15 protein-coding genes and 1 pseudogene are annotated in these 15,847 nt (G+C 71.5%); 13 read left to right on the plus strand and 3 right to left on the minus strand.

Translation table 11 applies throughout. The features are described from left to right. On the plus strand, window positions 1-2,166 hold a 2,166-nt coding region (gene infB / locus D8M35_RS11740), incomplete at its 5' end, for a translation initiation factor IF-2 (protein ID WP_126892036.1). A gap of 88 nt (window positions 2,167-2,254) precedes the next feature. Further along, the gene (gene rbfA, locus D8M35_RS11745; RefSeq protein ID WP_126892037.1) at window positions 2,255-2,704 is read left to right on the plus strand and encodes a 30S ribosome-binding factor RbfA; all 450 of its coding nucleotides are present in this window, start codon (window positions 2,255-2,257) and stop codon (window positions 2,702-2,704) included. Window positions 2,705-2,795: 91 nt separating this feature from the next. Here rbfA and D8M35_RS11750 read toward each other — a convergent pair whose 3' ends face one another. Continuing rightward, window positions 2,796-3,695: an A/G-specific adenine glycosylase gene (locus tag D8M35_RS11750; RefSeq protein ID WP_126892046.1), complete on the minus strand. Its 900-nt coding sequence runs from the start codon at window positions 3,693-3,695 to the stop codon at window positions 2,796-2,798. 52 nt (window positions 3,696-3,747) lie between these two features. Between D8M35_RS11750 and D8M35_RS11755 the strand changes: the two genes are divergently transcribed. The 5 genes from D8M35_RS11755 to D8M35_RS11775 all read left to right on the plus strand — a co-directional run bounded on the left by D8M35_RS11755 (window position 3,748) and on the right by D8M35_RS11775 (window position 7,098). Then, entirely contained in the window at window positions 3,748-4,194 is a 447-nt protein-coding gene (locus D8M35_RS11755) for a hypothetical protein (protein WP_126892038.1), read from the plus strand. Between the two features lie 50 nt (window positions 4,195-4,244). Next, a complete protein-coding gene (gene truB / locus D8M35_RS11760; RefSeq protein ID WP_126892039.1) occupies window positions 4,245-5,207 on the plus strand; it encodes a tRNA pseudouridine(55) synthase TruB in 963 nt (320 codons plus the stop codon). Then, entirely contained in the window at window positions 5,204-5,569 is a 366-nt protein-coding gene (locus D8M35_RS11765) for a hypothetical protein (RefSeq protein ID WP_126892040.1), read from the plus strand. The genes truB and D8M35_RS11765 overlap by 4 nt, the downstream gene beginning before the upstream one ends. 117 nt (window positions 5,570-5,686) lie before the next feature. Beyond that, window positions 5,687-6,127 carry a hypothetical protein gene (locus tag D8M35_RS11770; protein WP_126892041.1) on the plus strand — a complete coding sequence of 147 codons (441 nt, stop codon included), beginning with the start codon at window positions 5,687-5,689 and terminating at the stop codon, window positions 6,125-6,127. Between the two features lie 8 nt (window positions 6,128-6,135). Further along, entirely contained in the window at window positions 6,136-7,098 is a 963-nt protein-coding gene (locus D8M35_RS11775; protein ID WP_126892042.1) for a bifunctional riboflavin kinase/FAD synthetase, read from the plus strand. Window positions 7,099-7,314: 216 nt separating this feature from the next. On the opposite strand, the gene D8M35_RS11780 is transcribed toward D8M35_RS11775, so the two are convergent. After that, window positions 7,315-8,547 (minus strand): DUF349 domain-containing protein, encoded by a 1,233-nt coding sequence (locus tag D8M35_RS11780; protein WP_174234741.1) that lies wholly within the window; start codon window positions 8,545-8,547, stop codon window positions 7,315-7,317. Window positions 8,548-8,696: 149 nt separating this feature from the next. Continuing rightward, a complete protein-coding gene (locus D8M35_RS11785) occupies window positions 8,697-9,509 on the minus strand; it encodes a peptidylprolyl isomerase (protein WP_126892043.1) in 813 nt (270 codons plus the stop codon). Window positions 9,510-9,638: 129 nt separating this feature from the next. Between D8M35_RS11785 and D8M35_RS11790 the strand changes: the two genes are divergently transcribed. The 6 genes and pseudogenes from D8M35_RS11790 to D8M35_RS17075 all read left to right on the plus strand — a co-directional run. After that, window positions 9,639-11,063, plus strand: a complete 1,425-nt coding sequence (locus tag D8M35_RS11790; RefSeq protein ID WP_126892048.1) for a replication-associated recombination protein A — start codon at window positions 9,639-9,641, stop codon at window positions 11,061-11,063. A 253-nt stretch (window positions 11,064-11,316) separates the two neighbouring features. After that, on the plus strand, window positions 11,317-11,946 hold the full coding sequence (gene rpsD, locus D8M35_RS11795; RefSeq protein WP_058726527.1) for a 30S ribosomal protein S4: 630 nt from the start codon (window positions 11,317-11,319) through the stop codon (window positions 11,944-11,946). Window positions 11,947-12,076: 130 nt separating this feature from the next. Beyond that, window positions 12,077-12,259 (plus strand): hypothetical protein, encoded by a 183-nt coding sequence (locus D8M35_RS11800; protein WP_066654557.1) that lies wholly within the window; start codon window positions 12,077-12,079, stop codon window positions 12,257-12,259. Between the two features lie 55 nt (window positions 12,260-12,314). After that, a complete protein-coding gene (alaS, locus tag D8M35_RS11805) occupies window positions 12,315-14,972 on the plus strand; it encodes an alanine--tRNA ligase (protein ID WP_126892044.1) in 2,658 nt (885 codons plus the stop codon). Between the two features lie 8 nt (window positions 14,973-14,980). Beyond that, window positions 14,981-15,424 (plus strand): Holliday junction resolvase RuvX, encoded by a 444-nt coding sequence (gene ruvX / locus D8M35_RS11810; protein ID WP_174234742.1) that lies wholly within the window; start codon window positions 14,981-14,983, stop codon window positions 15,422-15,424. 89 nt (window positions 15,425-15,513) lie between these two features. Then, a pseudogene (locus D8M35_RS17075) lies at window positions 15,514-15,847 on the plus strand (hypothetical protein); the annotation flags it as partial.

Below are 15,847 nucleotides of genomic sequence, written 5' to 3' on the forward strand. Positions count from 1 at the left end.
GTGTGCTCTTCCGATCTCGGCGTGCCGCGCCCGGGTGCTCCGCGTCCCGGTGGCCCCGGTCAGGCGAACCGTGCCCCCGGCTTCGGGCAGCGCCCGGGCCAGGGTGGCGGTCGTGGCGGCCCCGGTGGTCGTCCGGGCGGTGCCGGTGGTGCCGGTGGCGGCTTCCCCCGTCCGGCCTTCAGTGGCCCGCGTCCCGCCGGTGGCGGTGGCCGCGGTCGTGGCCCCGGTGGTGGTACCGCAGGTGCGTTCGGTCGTGGTGGCGGCAAGAGCCGTGCCCGCAAGTCGAAGCGGACGAAGCGCGCCGAGTACGAGATGCGGCAGGCGCCGTCGCTCGGCGGTGTGCAGGTCCCTCGTGGCGACGGCAACACGGTCGTGCGGCTCCGTCGCGGTGCGAGCATCTCGGACTTCGCGGACAAGATCGACGCCATGCCCGGCAACCTGGTGACCGTGCTGTTCCACCTCGGTGAGATGGCCACGGCGACCGAGTCGCTGGACGAGGCGACGTTCGAGGTCCTCGGCGAGGAACTCGGCTACAAGATCCAGATCGTCTCGCCGGAGGACGAGGACCGCGAGCTCCTCGAGGGCTTCGACATCGACATCGACGCCGAGTACGCCGACGAGGACGACTCCGTCCTGCAGCAGCGTCCCCCGGTCGTCACCGTCATGGGTCACGTCGACCACGGTAAGACCCGACTCCTCGACGCCATCCGCAACTCGAAGGTGGTCGAGGGCGAGGCAGGCGGCATCACGCAGCACATCGGTGCGTACCAGATCGTCACCGAGCACGAGGGCATCGAGCGTCCGATCACGTTCATCGACACCCCGGGTCACGAGGCCTTCACCGCCATGCGTGCCCGTGGTGCGCAGGTGACGGACATCGCGATCCTCGTGGTCGCGGCGGACGACGGCATCATGCCCCAGACGATCGAGGCGCTGAACCACGCCCAGTCGGCCGGTGTGCCGATCGTGGTCGCGGTGAACAAGATCGACAAGGAGGGCGCGAACCCGGCGAAGGTCCGGCAGCAGCTCACCGAGTACAACCTGGTGGCCGAGGAGTACGGCGGCGACGTCATGTTCGTCGACGTGTCGGCGCGCAACAACGTCGGCATCCAGGACCTGCTCGACGCGGTGCTGCTCACGGCGGACGCCGGTCTCGACCTGCGTGCGAACCCCGACAAGGACGCCCGTGGTGTCGCGATCGAGGCCCGACTCGACAAGGGTCGCGGTTCGGTCGCCACGGTGCTCATCCAGTCCGGAACGCTGCACGTCGGTGACGCCATCGTCGCGGGGACGGCCTACGGCCGCGTCCGTGCGATGACCGACGAGAACGGTGTGGCGGTCAAGGCCGCGACGCCGAGCCGCCCGGTCCAGGTGCAGGGTCTGTCGTCGGTGCCGCGCGCCGGTGACACCTTCCTGGTCACGGAAGAGGACCGCACTGCCCGCCAGATCGCCGAGAAGCGTGAGGCAGCCGAGCGCAACGCCCAGCTGGCCAAGGCCCGCAAGCGCATCTCGCTCGAGGACTTCACCCGTGCTCTCGAGGAGGGCAAGGTCGACTCGCTCAACCTCATCATCAAGGGTGACGTCTCCGGTGCCGTCGAGGCACTCGAGCAGTCGCTCCTGGACATCGAGGTCGACGACAGCGTCCAGCTCCGCATCCTGCACCGCGGTGTGGGTGCGATCACGGAGTCGGACATCGACCTGGCCACGATCGACAACGCGATCGTCGTCGGCTTCAACGTCCGCCCGGACGTCAAGGCCCGCGAGCGTGCTGCGCGCGAGGGCATCGACGTGCGCTTCTACTCGGTCATCTACAACGCACTCGAGGACATCGAGCAGTCCCTCAAGGGCATGCTCAAGCCCGAGTACGAAGAGGTCCAGTCGGGTGTCGCCGAGATCCGCGAGGTGTTCCGCTCCTCGAAGTTCGGCAACATCGCCGGTGTCATCGTCCGCTCCGGCACGATCACGCGCAACGCCAAGGCGCGCGTCATCCGTGACGGTGTGGTGCTCGCCGACGGCCTGGCCATCGAGTCGCTGCGTCGCTTCAAGGACGACGTCACCGAGGTCCGCACGGACTTCGAGGCCGGTATCGGTCTGGGTAAGTACAACGACATCCAGATCGGTGACGAGATCGAGACCACCGAGCTCGTCGAGAAGCCGCGCGACTGACGCCTGGCTATCCTGGACCCCGCTCCTCCTCCGGGAGGGGCGGGGTCCGTCCCGTTCCACCAGAAGATTCCTGCCCCAGGAGGCACCCATGGCCGATCCGCAGCGCGCACGCAAGATGGCGGACCGCATCAAGGAAGTCGTCGCTCGGCGGCTCGACAAGGGGCTGCGTGACCCGCGCCTCGGCTTCGTCACCATCACCGACGTCAGGGTGACCGGCGACCTGCAGCACGCGTCGGTGTTCTACACGGTGTACGGCACCGACGAGGAGCGCGCCGACTCCGCTGCGGCGCTCAAGGCAGCGACCGGCATGCTCCGCAGCGAGGTCGGCAAGAACATCACGGCGCGGCTCACCCCGTCGCTGGAGTTCATCGCGGACGCGCTGCCCGAGACGTCGGCGCACATGGAGGACCTGCTCGTCCAGGCGCAGCAGCGCGACGCACAGGTGCGGGCCGCGTCGGCCGGAGCGCAGTACGCGGGCGACGCCGACCCGTACAAGCACGACGACGACGAGGACGAAGAGCGCGACGAGCGCGCCTGATCCACTGCAGCAGCACGACGGCCGTCGGACGAGGAGTCCGGCGGCCGTCGTCGTGCGTCGGGCGGCCCGGCGGAGTCGCACTCGGCGTCGGTCAGGCGTCGGGCAGGCGGTACCCGGTCGCGTCGTCGCCGACCACGAGCCCGTCGCGCAACAGGGATGCGAGCGCCCGGGCACGCTGCTCGGCGTCCGGCCAGACCAGGTCGACCTCGTCACGGCTGACGGGCACGTCGCTCGCCCGCAGCTCGGCCATCACGAGGCCGCGCACCTGGCGGTCACTGCCGGCGAAGCGTGCCTGCCTCGGCGCCCGCGGCCCGTCGTGCTCCGGGTAGCCGGCCGCCCGCCAGGCACAGCGGTCCGCGATCGGGCACGCGTCGCACGCGGGGGAGCGGGCGATGCAGACGAGCGCGCCGAGCTCCATCACCGCGGCGTTCGTCGCGGCGGCGTCGTCGCGGTCCTCGGGGAGCACCGACTCCATGAGCGGCAGGTCCCGCTTCGCCTTCGCGGGACCGGGCTCGCCCTCGCCGAGGACCGCCCGGGCGAGCACACGCCGGACGTTGACGTCGACGACGGGGTGCCGGTCGCCGTACGCGAAGACCGCGACGGCCCTGGCGGTGTAGTCACCGATGCCGGGCAGGGCGAGGAGCGCGTCGACGTCGCGCGGGACGACGTTGTCGTGCTGCTCGGCGATCGCGGTCGCCGCCGCGTGCAGCGCGAGCGCGCGTCTCGGGTAGCCGAGCCGGTCCCAGGCACGGACCGCGTCGCCGGGCGGTGACGCCGCGAGGTCCGCAGGGGTCGGCCACCGGGTGAGCCACGCCTCCAGGCGGGGGACCACCCGCGCGACCTGCGTCTGCTGGAGCATGATCTCGCTGACCAGGGTGCCCCAGGCGGGGAAGCCCGGGCGGCGCCACGGCAGGTCGCGCGCCTGGGCGCGGAACCAGGCCACGAGCGGGGCGGCGATGTCGGGACGGCTCGGGTCCGTCGGGTTCTCCACAGACGGCCGGGAGGCTCCGCTCGCGTTCACCACGACAGCCTACGGTGGGTGCATGGCACGCTGGGCACCGCAGGAGACCGACACGATGGCCGCGATCGCGAGCGAGGTGATCGCACAGGTCGGGACGAACCGGACGGTCGTCGGCATCGACGGTCAGGACGGCACCGACCTCGAGCGGGTTGCTGCTGCGCTGGTCGCGGCGTTCCAGCAGCACGGTGTGTCCGCGATGGCCGCGGCGGCCCCCTCCACCGACCTCGACGTCCTCCGCGCCGACGTCGTCACCCCGTTCCGCACGACCGGAGCGGGCGAGGGCGTGCTCGTCGTGCACGGGCAGGGCCTGCTCGCGTCGGGCACCAGGAACCTCTGGCGCTGGTCGCTGTGGGTGGAGCAGGAGGACGGCCGACTCGAGCGTCGCGCGGACGTCAAGATCGCCGCCTCGGCCGTGCTCGACGTGACGGACCCGGACCACCCCCGACGCGAGTGGAACGACGCCTGCTGACCGAGGCTGTGCGAGGTCGGGCAGCCGCACGTCGCTGGTAGCCTCGTCCGGTGCTCGCTACCCCGCCTGACGGCATCCTCCTCGTCGACAAGCCGCAGGGCATCTCCAGTCACCGGGTGGTGTCGATCGCACGTCGGCGGCTCGGTCTCAAGAAGATCGGCCACGCGGGCACCCTCGACCCGATGGCGACCGGCCTGCTGCTGCTCGGTGCCGGGCCGTCCACGCGGCTCCTGACACACCTGGTCGGCCTCGGCAAGACCTACACGGCGACGATCCGGCTGGGCGTCGGGACGGACTCGGACGACGCGGACGGCACGCCGACGTCAGCCGTGGGGGTCGCCGGCGCGGACGTCTCCGACGACGCGATCGAGCACGCGGTCGCCGCCCAGCGCGGGGTGATCGACCAGGTGCCCTCGACGGTGAGTGCGATCAAGGTCGACGGGCGACGGGCCTACGACCTCGCCCGGAAGGGGGAGGAGGTCGTCCTGCGCTCCCGCACGGTCACGGTGTCCCGCTTCCTCGTGACCGGGCGCGACGACCACACCGTCACCGTCGACGGCGTGGACGTCCCCGTGGTGGACGTCGACGTCGTGGTCGACTGCTCCTCGGGGACGTACGTCCGGGCCCTGGCACGGGACGTCGGCGCCGCCCTCGGGACGGGCGCCCACCTCACCGCCCTCCGACGCACCGCCGTCGGACCGTTCGACGTGGCGGACGCGGTGGACCTCGAGGACGACTCCGTCGACGTCGCAGCAGCCCTGGCACGTCCGGCGGACGTCGCACGGCGACTGTTCGACGTCGTCACGCTCGACGCGGCTGCGGCGAAGGACCTGACGGACGGCAAGCGGGTCGCGCTGGAGCACCCCGACCACGACGGCCCGGTCGCCGCGGTGGCGCAGGAGGACGACCGACTGGTCGGCCTCGTGTCGGTGCGACGCGGTCGCCTGCGGGTCATCACGAACTTCCCGGCGCCGACGACCGTCGGCACCACGACGGACGGAGCGCACGCGTGATCGAGTGGTTCATGTGGGTGCAGCTCGCGCTGGCCGTCGTCGCCGGGCTGTTCGCCGTGGTGGTCGGGTTCCTCGGCTGGAAGCCGAACGACTACACGGTCGGTTCGCTCGCGGTGATCGAGCTCCTGCTCCTGGCGCAGGGCGTGATCTCGCTCGTGCTCCCCGCGGTCGGCAGTCCGCCGCAGGGCAACGCGCTCGAGTTCGGGGTGTACGCCGTGTCGGTGCTGCTCGTGCCGCCGGCTGCGATCCTGTGGGCGCTGATCGACCGCACGAAGTGGAGCACGGTCGTCCTCGGAGCGGGGGCCTTCACCGTCGCGGTGATGGTCTACCGCATGTACCAGATCTGGTTCGCGCTGAACTGACCTCGGGCGCGCTGCGTGCTCGGCTGCTGCGCGCTGCCGGTGCCGGTGCCGGTGCCGGTGCCGGTGCCGGCTGCCGGGCGTCCGCGCACGTCACCCGTCGTCGGTAGACTCGTCGCCGTGGCGAACAGATCCTCCCTCGCGACCGGCGTCGGCCGCGTCCTCATCGCCGTGTACGGCATCCTCGCCCTCGCGGCCACCGGGCGCAGCGTCGTCCAGATCATCGAGAAGTTCTCGTTCGCGCCGTTCGCCTACACGCTCAGTGCCGTCGCGGCCGTGGTCTACATCGTCGCGATGATCGCGCTCATCGCCCCCGGCCGCGCCTGGTACCGCGTCGCGTGCGTGACCATCGGCTTCGAGATGGCCGGTGTGCTGATCGTCGGCACCCTGTCGCTGCTCGACCGGCAGCTGTTCCCCGACGACACCGTGTGGTCGTACTACGGCCTCGGCTACGTCTTCGCGCCGCTCGTGCTCCCGATCGCCGGACTCTGGTGGCTGCGGAAGCACCACCGGACCGCCGTCGCCGAGCCCGCCACGGCGTCCGCGACGGTCGGCGAGTAGGGCCCGGCGTGCAGTACTACGACGACGTCGCGGACGTGGCGCAGGGCTTCGGCCCGAGCGCCGTCACCATCGGCAAGTTCGACGGGGTCCACGTCGGACACCGCGCGGTGATCGCGCACCTCGAGCGTGCCGCCAGCGATCGCGGACTCGTCTCCACCGTGGTGACCTTCGACCGCCACCCGCTCAGCGTCATCGACCCCGACCGCGTGCCACCCGCGCTGACGAGCACCGCGCAGCGACGTGAGCTCCTCGAGGACATCGGGGTGGACGCGATGCTCCTGCTCCGCTTCGACCAGGACCTGCAGTCGCAGGCGCCCGAGGCGTTCGTCTCCGAGATCCTGGTCGGCACCCTGCACGCCGAGCTGGTCTTCGTCGGCAGCGACTTCCGCTTCGGTGCCCGCGGCGCCGGGGACGTCGACCTGCTGCGTCGACTGGGGGAGCAGCACGGCTTCCGTGTCGAGCTCATCGACGACGTCGACCTGCGCGACGACGTCCGCCCGTCCGACGAACGCCGCGTCTCCTCGACCTGGATCCGCGAACTGCTCGGCAACGGTCGCGTTGCCGAGGCCGCCCGCCTGCTCGGTCGCGAGCACGCGGTCCGGAGCACCGTGGTGCACGGGAACCAGCGTGGTCGTGCCATGGGGTACCCGACGGCGAACCTCGACCCGGCGTGCGAGGGGTTCGTCCCCGCGGACGGCGTCTACGCGGCCCGCGTGCTGCACGAGGGCACCGTGTACCCGGCAGCGGTGTCGGTGGGCAACAACCCGACGTTCCAGGGCGTCCCGGCGAAGCAGATCGAGGCGCACCTGCTCGACGTCGACATCGACCTGTACGGCGACACGATCTCGGTGCTGTTCGTCTCCTACGTGCGCGGCATGGTCGCGTTCTCGTCGATGGACGAGCTCGCGGCCCAGATGCGCCAGGACGACCTCGACATCCGTCTGCTGCTCGGGCTGCCCGCACCGGTCTGACGCCGTACTTGGGGCGGCCCGGCCGCGTGCGAGTCTCGGCCTGAGCGACGCCTCTCGCGCGTCCGAGCACGAGGACCGTCGCGCAGCCCGAGTCTCGGGCACACGGCACATGGCACACGGCACGCAGCACGCAGCACGCAGCACACGGCACGCAGCACGCAGCACGACGCCCCGCGACCGATCGACGGTCGCGGGGCGTCCTCTGCGTGGTGCTCGTCAGCTCCCGAGTGCGTCGAGCCAGATCTTGCGGGCGTCCAGGGCCTCCTGCGCCTCCTTGATCTTGCGGGAGTCGCCGGAGGCCTGGGCGGCCTCGAGCTCGGCCTGGAGCTTGCCGATGGCGTCCTCGAGCTGGCTCGCGAGGCCGGTCTGCCGTGCCTTGCGCTCGGGGTCGGAGGCCTTCCAGTGCTGGTCCTCGAGGCTCCGCACGTGGTCCTCGACCGCACGGAGTCGGTCCTCGATCCGGCGGACGTCGCCACGCGGGACCTTGCCGATCTCGTCCCACCGGCGCTGGATGTCCGTCAGGGTGCGGCGGGCGGCGACACGGTCGGTCTGCTGCAGGAGCGGCTCGGCCTCGGTCAGCAGGGCCTGCTTCGCGACGAGGTTCGCGGAGAACTCCTCGTTCTCCACCGCGGTCTCGGCGTGGCGCTGCTCGAAGAGCACGTCGCCGGCGGCCTTGAACCGTGCCCAGAGCGCGTCGTCGTGGCGCTTCCCGGCGCGACCGGCACGCTTCCAGTCGTCGAGCAGCTCGCGGTACGCGGGGATGCCGTCCGACCCGCGGGTCGCGAGCGCCTCGGCCTGCTGCACCAGCTCCTGCTTGCGGTTCCGCGCGTCGCGGTGCTGTGCGTCGAGCTCGGAGTAGAAGGCGCGGCGGTGCTGGTCGACCGTCGAACGGGCGGCTCGGAAGCGCTTCCAGAGCTCGTTGGCCTCGTTCTTCGGCAGGCGCGGGCCGTCGTGCTGGTGCTGCTGCCAGCGGGCGAAGACGTCGTCGAGCTGCGCGGTGATCTGCTTCCACTGCGCGCGCGCCGGGTCGACGGCGGCGAGTGACTCGGCTTCCTCGACCAGGGAGGTGCGGTACGCCAGCGCGTCGGTGAGTGCCTGCTGTGCCTGTGCCTGCTGCTCCTTGGTGAGCGAGCCCACCTGCTCGGACAGGCTCGCGACGCGGTTCTCGAGCGACTTCAGGTCGCCGACCACACGGGCCTCGGCGACCTGCGTCCGCAGGTGCTCGACGGTCCGGGCGACGTCGTTCGCCGAGGCGCCGCGCTGGACGCGCTGCTCGGCGATCTTCACCTGCCCCTCGAGGTCGGCGTACTTGCGCGCGAAGTACGCGAGGGCCTCGTCCGGGGTGGCGTCCGGGTACTCGCCGACGGCCTTCTCGCCGTCGTCGTACCGGACGTACACCGTCCCGTTCTCGTCGACCCGGCCCCAGGTCGTTGCTTCGTCAGGTCCCACAGGTCTCGCCTCGATCGTGGTCGTGCATCACCGACGTCGCCGTCGGCACGGTCAGGTCGTCAGCCTATTGCACCGGAGGGTCCCGGGGGCCAGTCGGACGTCCGGGCTGTGGACGACCGGGTACTCGGTGCCGGGGCCGACCCGTCCGGTCAGTCGGCCTTGCGGATGGTCGCGCCGGTGATCGTCGTCGCGACCTTCGGCGCACCGGTGCCGTCCGAGCCCGCCGACGCGATGCCCTTCGAGGTGATCTCGCGCTCCAGGTCGTCGAGCCCGCTCGTGACCTTGCCGACGACGGTGTACCCGCCCGTCGAGCCGTCCAGGGTCGTGTCGCCGTAGACGATGAAGAACTGCGTCGACTGCGAGTACGGCGACGCACCACGCGCGATCGCGAGGGTGCCCTCGGCGTACCTGCCGTCGCTCGGGACGTTCTCGAGCGGTCCGTACTGGAACCCGGCGTCGCCCGTCCCGTCGCCGTTCGCGGACCCGCACTGCAGGAACCGGAAGTCGGCGCTGTCGGCCAGGCGGTGGCAGGTGGTGCCCTCGTAGAACTGCTTGCGGATGAGGTCGATCTCGACGCTCGCCGCCTGCGGAGCGTCCTCGCCGTCGAGCTCGATGCCGAGCTCGACGCTCTTGTTCAGCGTCAGCGAGCCGGTCCAGGTCGCCCCGTCCGCGATGCCCTTGCTCGGCACCGTGCCGGTGTTGCCGGCCGTCGCACTCGCCGAAGGGGTCGGGGCGGACGTCGCACTCGCGCTCGCGTCCGGCGTGTCCCCGGCCTGCGACCCCGCGAAGGCGAACTGCGACCCGGTGGCCAGCGCCGCGACCAGGAGGAGCACGCCCGTGCCGACGACGTTGTCCCGTACCCGCCGGCGTCGCTGCCGGTCGTGCACCCCCTGTCGGGCCTGGTAGAGACGGAGCCGCTCGCGCGCCTCGCGGTTGTCGCGCGCCTGGTTCTTCGGTGCCACGGTGCTGATCGGACCTCTCGTCGACTGTGCCGACGAGCGTAGCGGACCGAGGGGCACGGCCGGCCTGGAGGCACGCAGCACGTCGGCGGTCCGGCCTACGATCGGAGCATGGCAGCGGATCGATCGGGCATGCGCGCGCCCACGACGGGTGGTCGCGCGGGGTTGGCTCAGGGGTCCGTCCCGCTGGCGGTGCGGATGCGGCCGACGAGCCTGGACGAGGTCGCCGGGCAGCAGCACCTGCTCGGGCGGGGCAGCCCGCTGGTGCAGCTCGCCACCGGCACACGCGAGAACCCGGGCGGGGTGTCCGTGATCCTCTGGGGGCCGCCGGGCACCGGCAAGACGACCCTGGCGCAGGCGATCGCCCGGCAGTCCGGTCGCGAGTTCGTCGAGCTCTCGGCCGTGACCGCCGGCGTGAAGGACGTGCGCGAGGTCATGGAGAAGGCCCTCACGCACCGTGACCTCTACGGCTCGACCACCGTGCTGTTCCTCGACGAGATCCACCGGTTCAGCAAGGCCCAGCAGGACGCCCTGCTGCCGGGCGTCGAGAACGGGTGGGTGATCCTCATCGCCGCGACGACCGAGAACCCGTCGTTCTCCGTGATCTCGCCACTGCTCTCACGTTCCCTCCTCCTGACGCTCAAGCCACTGACCGACGAGGACCTCGGCATGCTCGTCGACCGGGCGGTCGAGGACCCGCGCGGACTGGGCGGCTCGGTCGTCCTCGGCGACGACGCACGGGCGGCGATCGTCCGACTGTCCTCCGGTGACGCCCGTCGAGCGCTCACCGCACTCGAGGCCGCCGCGTCCTCGGCGATCGCCGCGCGGGCCGACGACGCGCGCGACGCCGACGCCGACGACGCTGACCCCGACGAGGACACGGCCCTCGACGACCTGTCCCTCGGTGACGTCGAGACGGTGCCGCTGGTCGACGCCGACACGGTGGCTGCGGCGGTCGACCGGGCGCTGCTGCGGTACGACCGGCAGGGCGACGAGCACTACGACGTCATCAGCGCCTTCATCAAGTCCGTGCGGGGGAGCGACGTCGACGCCGCGCTGCACTACCTCGCGCGGATGATCGAGGCGGGCGAGGACCCGCGGTTCATCGCCCGACGCATCATCATCTCGGCGTCCGAGGACATCGGCATGGCCGATCCCCAGGCCCTGCCGATCGCCGTCGCGGCAGCGCAGGCGGTGCAGCTCATCGGGATGCCCGAGGGGCGCATCCCCCTGGCCGAGGCCGTGGTCTACCTCGCCACGGCCCCGAAGTCGAACGCGTCGTACAACGGCGTCAACGCGGCGGTCGCGGACGTCAAGGCCGGGCGGATGGGCGTCGTCCCGGTGCACCTCCGCGACGCGCACTACCCGGGGGCGAAGCGGCTCGGGCACGGCAAGGGGTACGTCTACTCGCACGACGCCGAGCACGGGGTCGCCCGCCAGCAGTACCTGCCCGACGCGCTCGAGGGCACGGAGTACTACACGCCGACCGGCAACGGGTACGAGCGCGAGGTCGGTCCCCGGCTCGAACGACTCCGGAAGATCACGCGCGGCGAGTGAGCCCGGTGCTTCACCCAGGGTCCCGATGCTGCTATCGTTGACGGGCCTACGTCCTGGTCCTCGCGTGCGGCTGCGCCGAGGACAGAGTCCCACCCCGGTGGGACGGGGGCAGAGGTTCGGACTGTAGCCGTCCGATCCCACAGGCTCATCCCTCTGGATCCCGTCGCCGGGATCGACCACCCACGTGCGCTCGACGCCCGCGGTCGGTCGTGTGCCCGGCGAGTCATTCAGTTCAGACAGAGAAAAGGACCCTGTGTCTACCAAGTCACGCACCCGCAGCAAGACCCGCCTCTCGCGCGCGCTCGGCATCCCGCTGACGCCGAAGGCGGCCCGTTACCTCGAGAAGCGCCCCTACGGCCCCGGTGAGCACGGCCGCACCCGCCGTCGCGCGGACAGCGACTACGCCGTCCGTCTCCGTGAGAAGCAGCGTCTGCGCGCCCAGTACGGCATCCGCGAGAAGCAGCTCCGCATCGTCTTCGAAGAGGCCCGCAAGACGAAGGGCCTGACGGGTGAGAACCTCGTCGAGCTCCTCGAGCAGCGCCTCGACGCCCTCGTGCTGCGTGCCGGCTTCGCCCGCACCACCGCGCAGGCCCGTCAGCTGATCGTGCACCGTCACATCCTCGTCGACGGCAAGCTCGTCGACCGTCCGTCCTTCCGCGTGAAGGAGGGGCAGCTCATCCACGTGAAGCAGCGCTCCGAGTCCCTCGAGCCGTTCCAGGTCGCCGCCGCCGGTGGGCACCAGGAAGTCCTGCCGAAGGTCCCGGGCTACCTCGAGGTCGAGATCGACAAGCTCCAGGCCCGCCTGGTCCGTCGCCCGAAGCGCGCCGAGGTCCCCGTGACCTGTGAAGTGCAGCTCGTCGTCGAGTACTACGCAGCTCGCTGATCCACCGATCACACCCGAACGGCGGGTCGTCCTCTCAGGAGGACGGCCCGCCGTTCGGCGTCCCGGTTGCCCCGCGCCACTACACTCGTTCGGGCACGCACTGCTCGCGTGCGCGAGAGGGAGAGGCACCGTGAAGCAGCTGTTCTTCGTCGCCGTCGGCGTCGTCATCGGGTTCGCCGCCGCGCACCGGATCGCGAACACGCCGGGCGGCGCACGGCTCTTCGCGGACGTGAACGCGCGGACGAAGGCGTTCACCGACGCCGTGGCCGACGGGTACCGCTCCCGTGAGGCCGAACTCCGCACCGACGCCTGAGCGTCACCGAGTCCCAGCTCCCACGCACCCCCGCCGACCTGAATCAGGAAGCACCATGCAGACCGCAGAGATCCGCCGCCGTTGGCTCCAGTTCTTCGGCGACCGCGGACACACCGTCGTCCCGTCCGCGTCGCTCGTCTCGGACGACCCGTCGCTGCTCTTCACGGTCGCCGGCATGGTCCCGTTCATCCCGTACCTGACCGGGCTCGTCCCGGCTCCGTACCCGCGTGCGACGAGCGTGCAGAAGTGCATCCGCACGAACGACATCGAGGAGGTCGGCAAGACCCCTCGGCACGGCACGTTCTTCCAGATGAACGGCAACTTCTCGTTCGGGGACTACTTCAAGGAGCAGGCGATCCAGTACGCCTGGGAGTTCCTGACCACCCCGGAGGCAGACGGTGGCCTCGGCTTCTCCGCCGACGACCTGTGGGTCACGGTGTACGAGGACGACGACGAGGCGATCGCGTTCTGGAAGCAGCACTCGTCGCTGCCGGACGAGCGGATCCAGCGCCTCGGCAAGGACACCAACTACTGGTCGACCGGCCAGCCCGGTCCCGCGGGCCCCTGCTCGGAGATCTTCTTCGACCGTGGTCCGGAGTACGGCATCGACGGCGGACCCGCCACCGACGACGACCGCTACGTCGAGATCTGGAACCTGGTCTTCATGCAGTACCAGATCGCCGACGTGCGGTCGAAGTACGACTTCACGATCACGGGCGAACTGCCGAACAAGAACATCGACACCGGCATGGGGCTCGAGCGCGTCGCCTTCATCAAGCAGGGTGTCGACAACATGTACGAGATCGACCAGGTCCGCCCGGTCCTCGACGAGGCCGCCCGGATCTCCGGTCGTCGCTACGGCGCCGTGCACGAGGACGACGTCCGGATGCGCGTCATCGCCGACCACGTCCGTTCCTCGCTCATGCTCGTCACGGACGGTGTGACGCCGTCGAACGAGGGTCGCGGCTACATCCTGCGCCGACTGCTCCGTCGCACCGTGCGGGCCATGCGCCTGCTCGGTGTCGAGGGCGCGACCTTCCCGCAGCTCTTCCCGGCCTCGCGCGACGCCATGCAGGAGGCCTACCCGGAGGTCGCGAGCGACTTCGACCGCATCGCCCGGATCGCCTACGCCGAGGAGGAGACGTTCCTCCGGACGCTGGCGCAGGGCACCACGATCCTCGACGTCGCGGTCGAGCGCGCGAAGCAGGACGGCGCCCCCTCGATCGGCGGCGACACCGCGTTCCTCCTCCACGACACGTTCGGCTTCCCGATCGACCTGACGATGGAGATGGCGGACGAGGCCGGCGTCCAGGTCGACCGCGGGGCGTTCGAGACCCTGATGTCGGAGCAGCGTGCCCGTGCCAAGGCCGACGCGAAGAGCAAGAAGACCGCCCTCGCCGACCTCAGCGTCTACAGCGCCTTCCGCGCGAAGGGCGAGACGGTCTTCCTGGGCTACGACGCGCTCGAGGCCGAGTCCGCCGTGCTCGGCATCATCGTGGGCGGCGTCAGTGTCGACCGCGCCGTCGCCGGCGACATCGCCGAGGTGATCCTCGGTGAGACGTCCCTGTACGCCGAGTCCGGTGGCCAGGACGCCGACCAGGGCTCGATCGTCGGCAACGGCTTCGACCTCGAGGTGCTCGACGTGCAGCGCCCGGTCGCCGGCCTCTGGAGCCACACGGTCCAGGTCCGTTCCGGCGAGGTCGGTGTCGGCGACCCCGCGACGACGGTCGTCGACGCCGAGTACCGCCGTGGGGCGACCCAGGCGCACTCCGCGACGCACCTCGTGAACGCGGCGCTCCGCGACGTGCTCGGCCCGGAGGCCCTGCAGGCCGGCTCGTACAACAAGTCCGGCTACATGCGTCTCGACTTCTCGTGGTCGCAGCCGGTCTCCGGCGCCACCCGGTCCGAGATCGAGGAGGTCGTGAACGCCGCGATCCGCTCCGACCTCGCGGTGCAGACCCGCGTGCTCCCGCTCGACGAGGCCAAGGCGCTCGGCGCACAGGCGCTGTTCGGCGAGAAGTACGGCAGCGAGGTCCGCATGGTCGACATCGGCGGCCCGTGGTCGCGCGAGCTCTGCGGTGGCACGCACGTGGCGTCCAGCGCGCAGGTCGGCCTCGTCAACCTGGTGGGGGAGTCGAGCGTCGGGTCGACCAACCGCCGCGTCGAGGCCCTCGTCGGCCTCGAGGGCTTCCGCGACCTCGCCGTCGAGCGGACGATCGTCTCGCAGCTCTCGAGCGCGCTCAAGGCGCCCCGCGAGGACCTGCCGACCCGCGTGCAGGGGCTCATGGAGGACCTCCGCACCGCGCAGAAGCGGATCGCCGAGTTCGAGTCGGCGAACCTGCAGCAGCGGGTGCCGTCGATCGCGCGGCAGGCCGAGACCGTCGGCGCCGTGACGGTGGTCGCCGAGACGGTCGACGGGCTGCAGTCCGGCGACGACCTGCGCTCCCTGGCGACCGGCGTCCGTGGTCAGCTCGGTGACGGCGCCGCGGTCGTGGTCCTCGGTGCGGTGATCACCGGCAAGCCCGTGGTGATCGTGGCGACGAACGACGCTGCGCGGGCGGCCGGGGTGCAGGCGGGCCCCCTCGCCAAGGAGGCGGCCGGCGTGCTCGGTGGTGGCGGCGGCGGCAAGCCCGACCTCGCCCAGGGTGGCGGCACCGATGCGGCGGCGTTGCCCGCGGCACTGCGCGCCGTGACCGCGCGACTGGCGGGCTGAGCGTGCCGATCCGTCCGGGGCGTCGTCTCGGGGTCGACGTCGGCAAGGCCCGCATCGGTGTCGCCGTGTGCGACCGGGACGGGCTGCTGGCCACGCCGGTCGAGACGGTGCCCCGGGCGCAGGCGACCGACGTGCGCCGGATCGTCGAGCTCGCCGACGAGTACGACGTGCTCGAGATCGTCGTCGGGCTGCCCCTGTCGATGTCCGGCGACGACACCGCGTCGACCGCGGACGCCAGGGGGTTCGCGGAGCTGCTCGCCGAGCACCGGCCGGTACGGCTGGTCGACGAGCGCTTGTCCACGGTGACGGCGCAGCGCGGGTTGCACCAGGCCGGGAGGAACACGAAGAAGTCCCGGGCCGTGATCGATCAAGCGGCCGCTGTTATCATCCTGCAACACGCGCTCGACCACGAGCGTGCGTCCAGCGCCGCTCCCGGCGCAACGCTTCCCTGACCGACCGGCCCCGGGACGGGTCGGGAGACCGTCGTTCCCGGACCGACGGGGCCCAGGTGGAGCCCCCGACCCGAGAGACCGAGGATCCCTTGGCAGACGACCTGGACTGGGACGCCATCATCGCGCCCGGCGACGACGCCGGGCGGCGACGTGGCACCGCCGAACCCGCCGCCGAGCCCGACCGACCGATGTCCCGGCGGGAGGCCCGCGCCGCCGAGGCGGCAGGGTCCGAACGCGGACGCCGGGGCCCCGCACCGGCGGAGGACACCGACGGCGGTGCGGCCGCAGCGGGTCCCGACGCGCGTGGTCCGGCGTCGCAGCCGGCGACGGTGCGACCCTCCTCTCCGGCGGACGCACCGGTCGCGAGATCGGACGACGAGCTGCACCCCGACGTCCGGGCGCTGCTGACCGGAGAACTCAGGG

Origin of the sequence: Curtobacterium sp. HSID17257 (assembly GCF_003989515.1) — a bacterium.
Taxonomy (GTDB): domain Bacteria; phylum Actinomycetota; class Actinomycetes; order Actinomycetales; family Microbacteriaceae; genus Curtobacterium.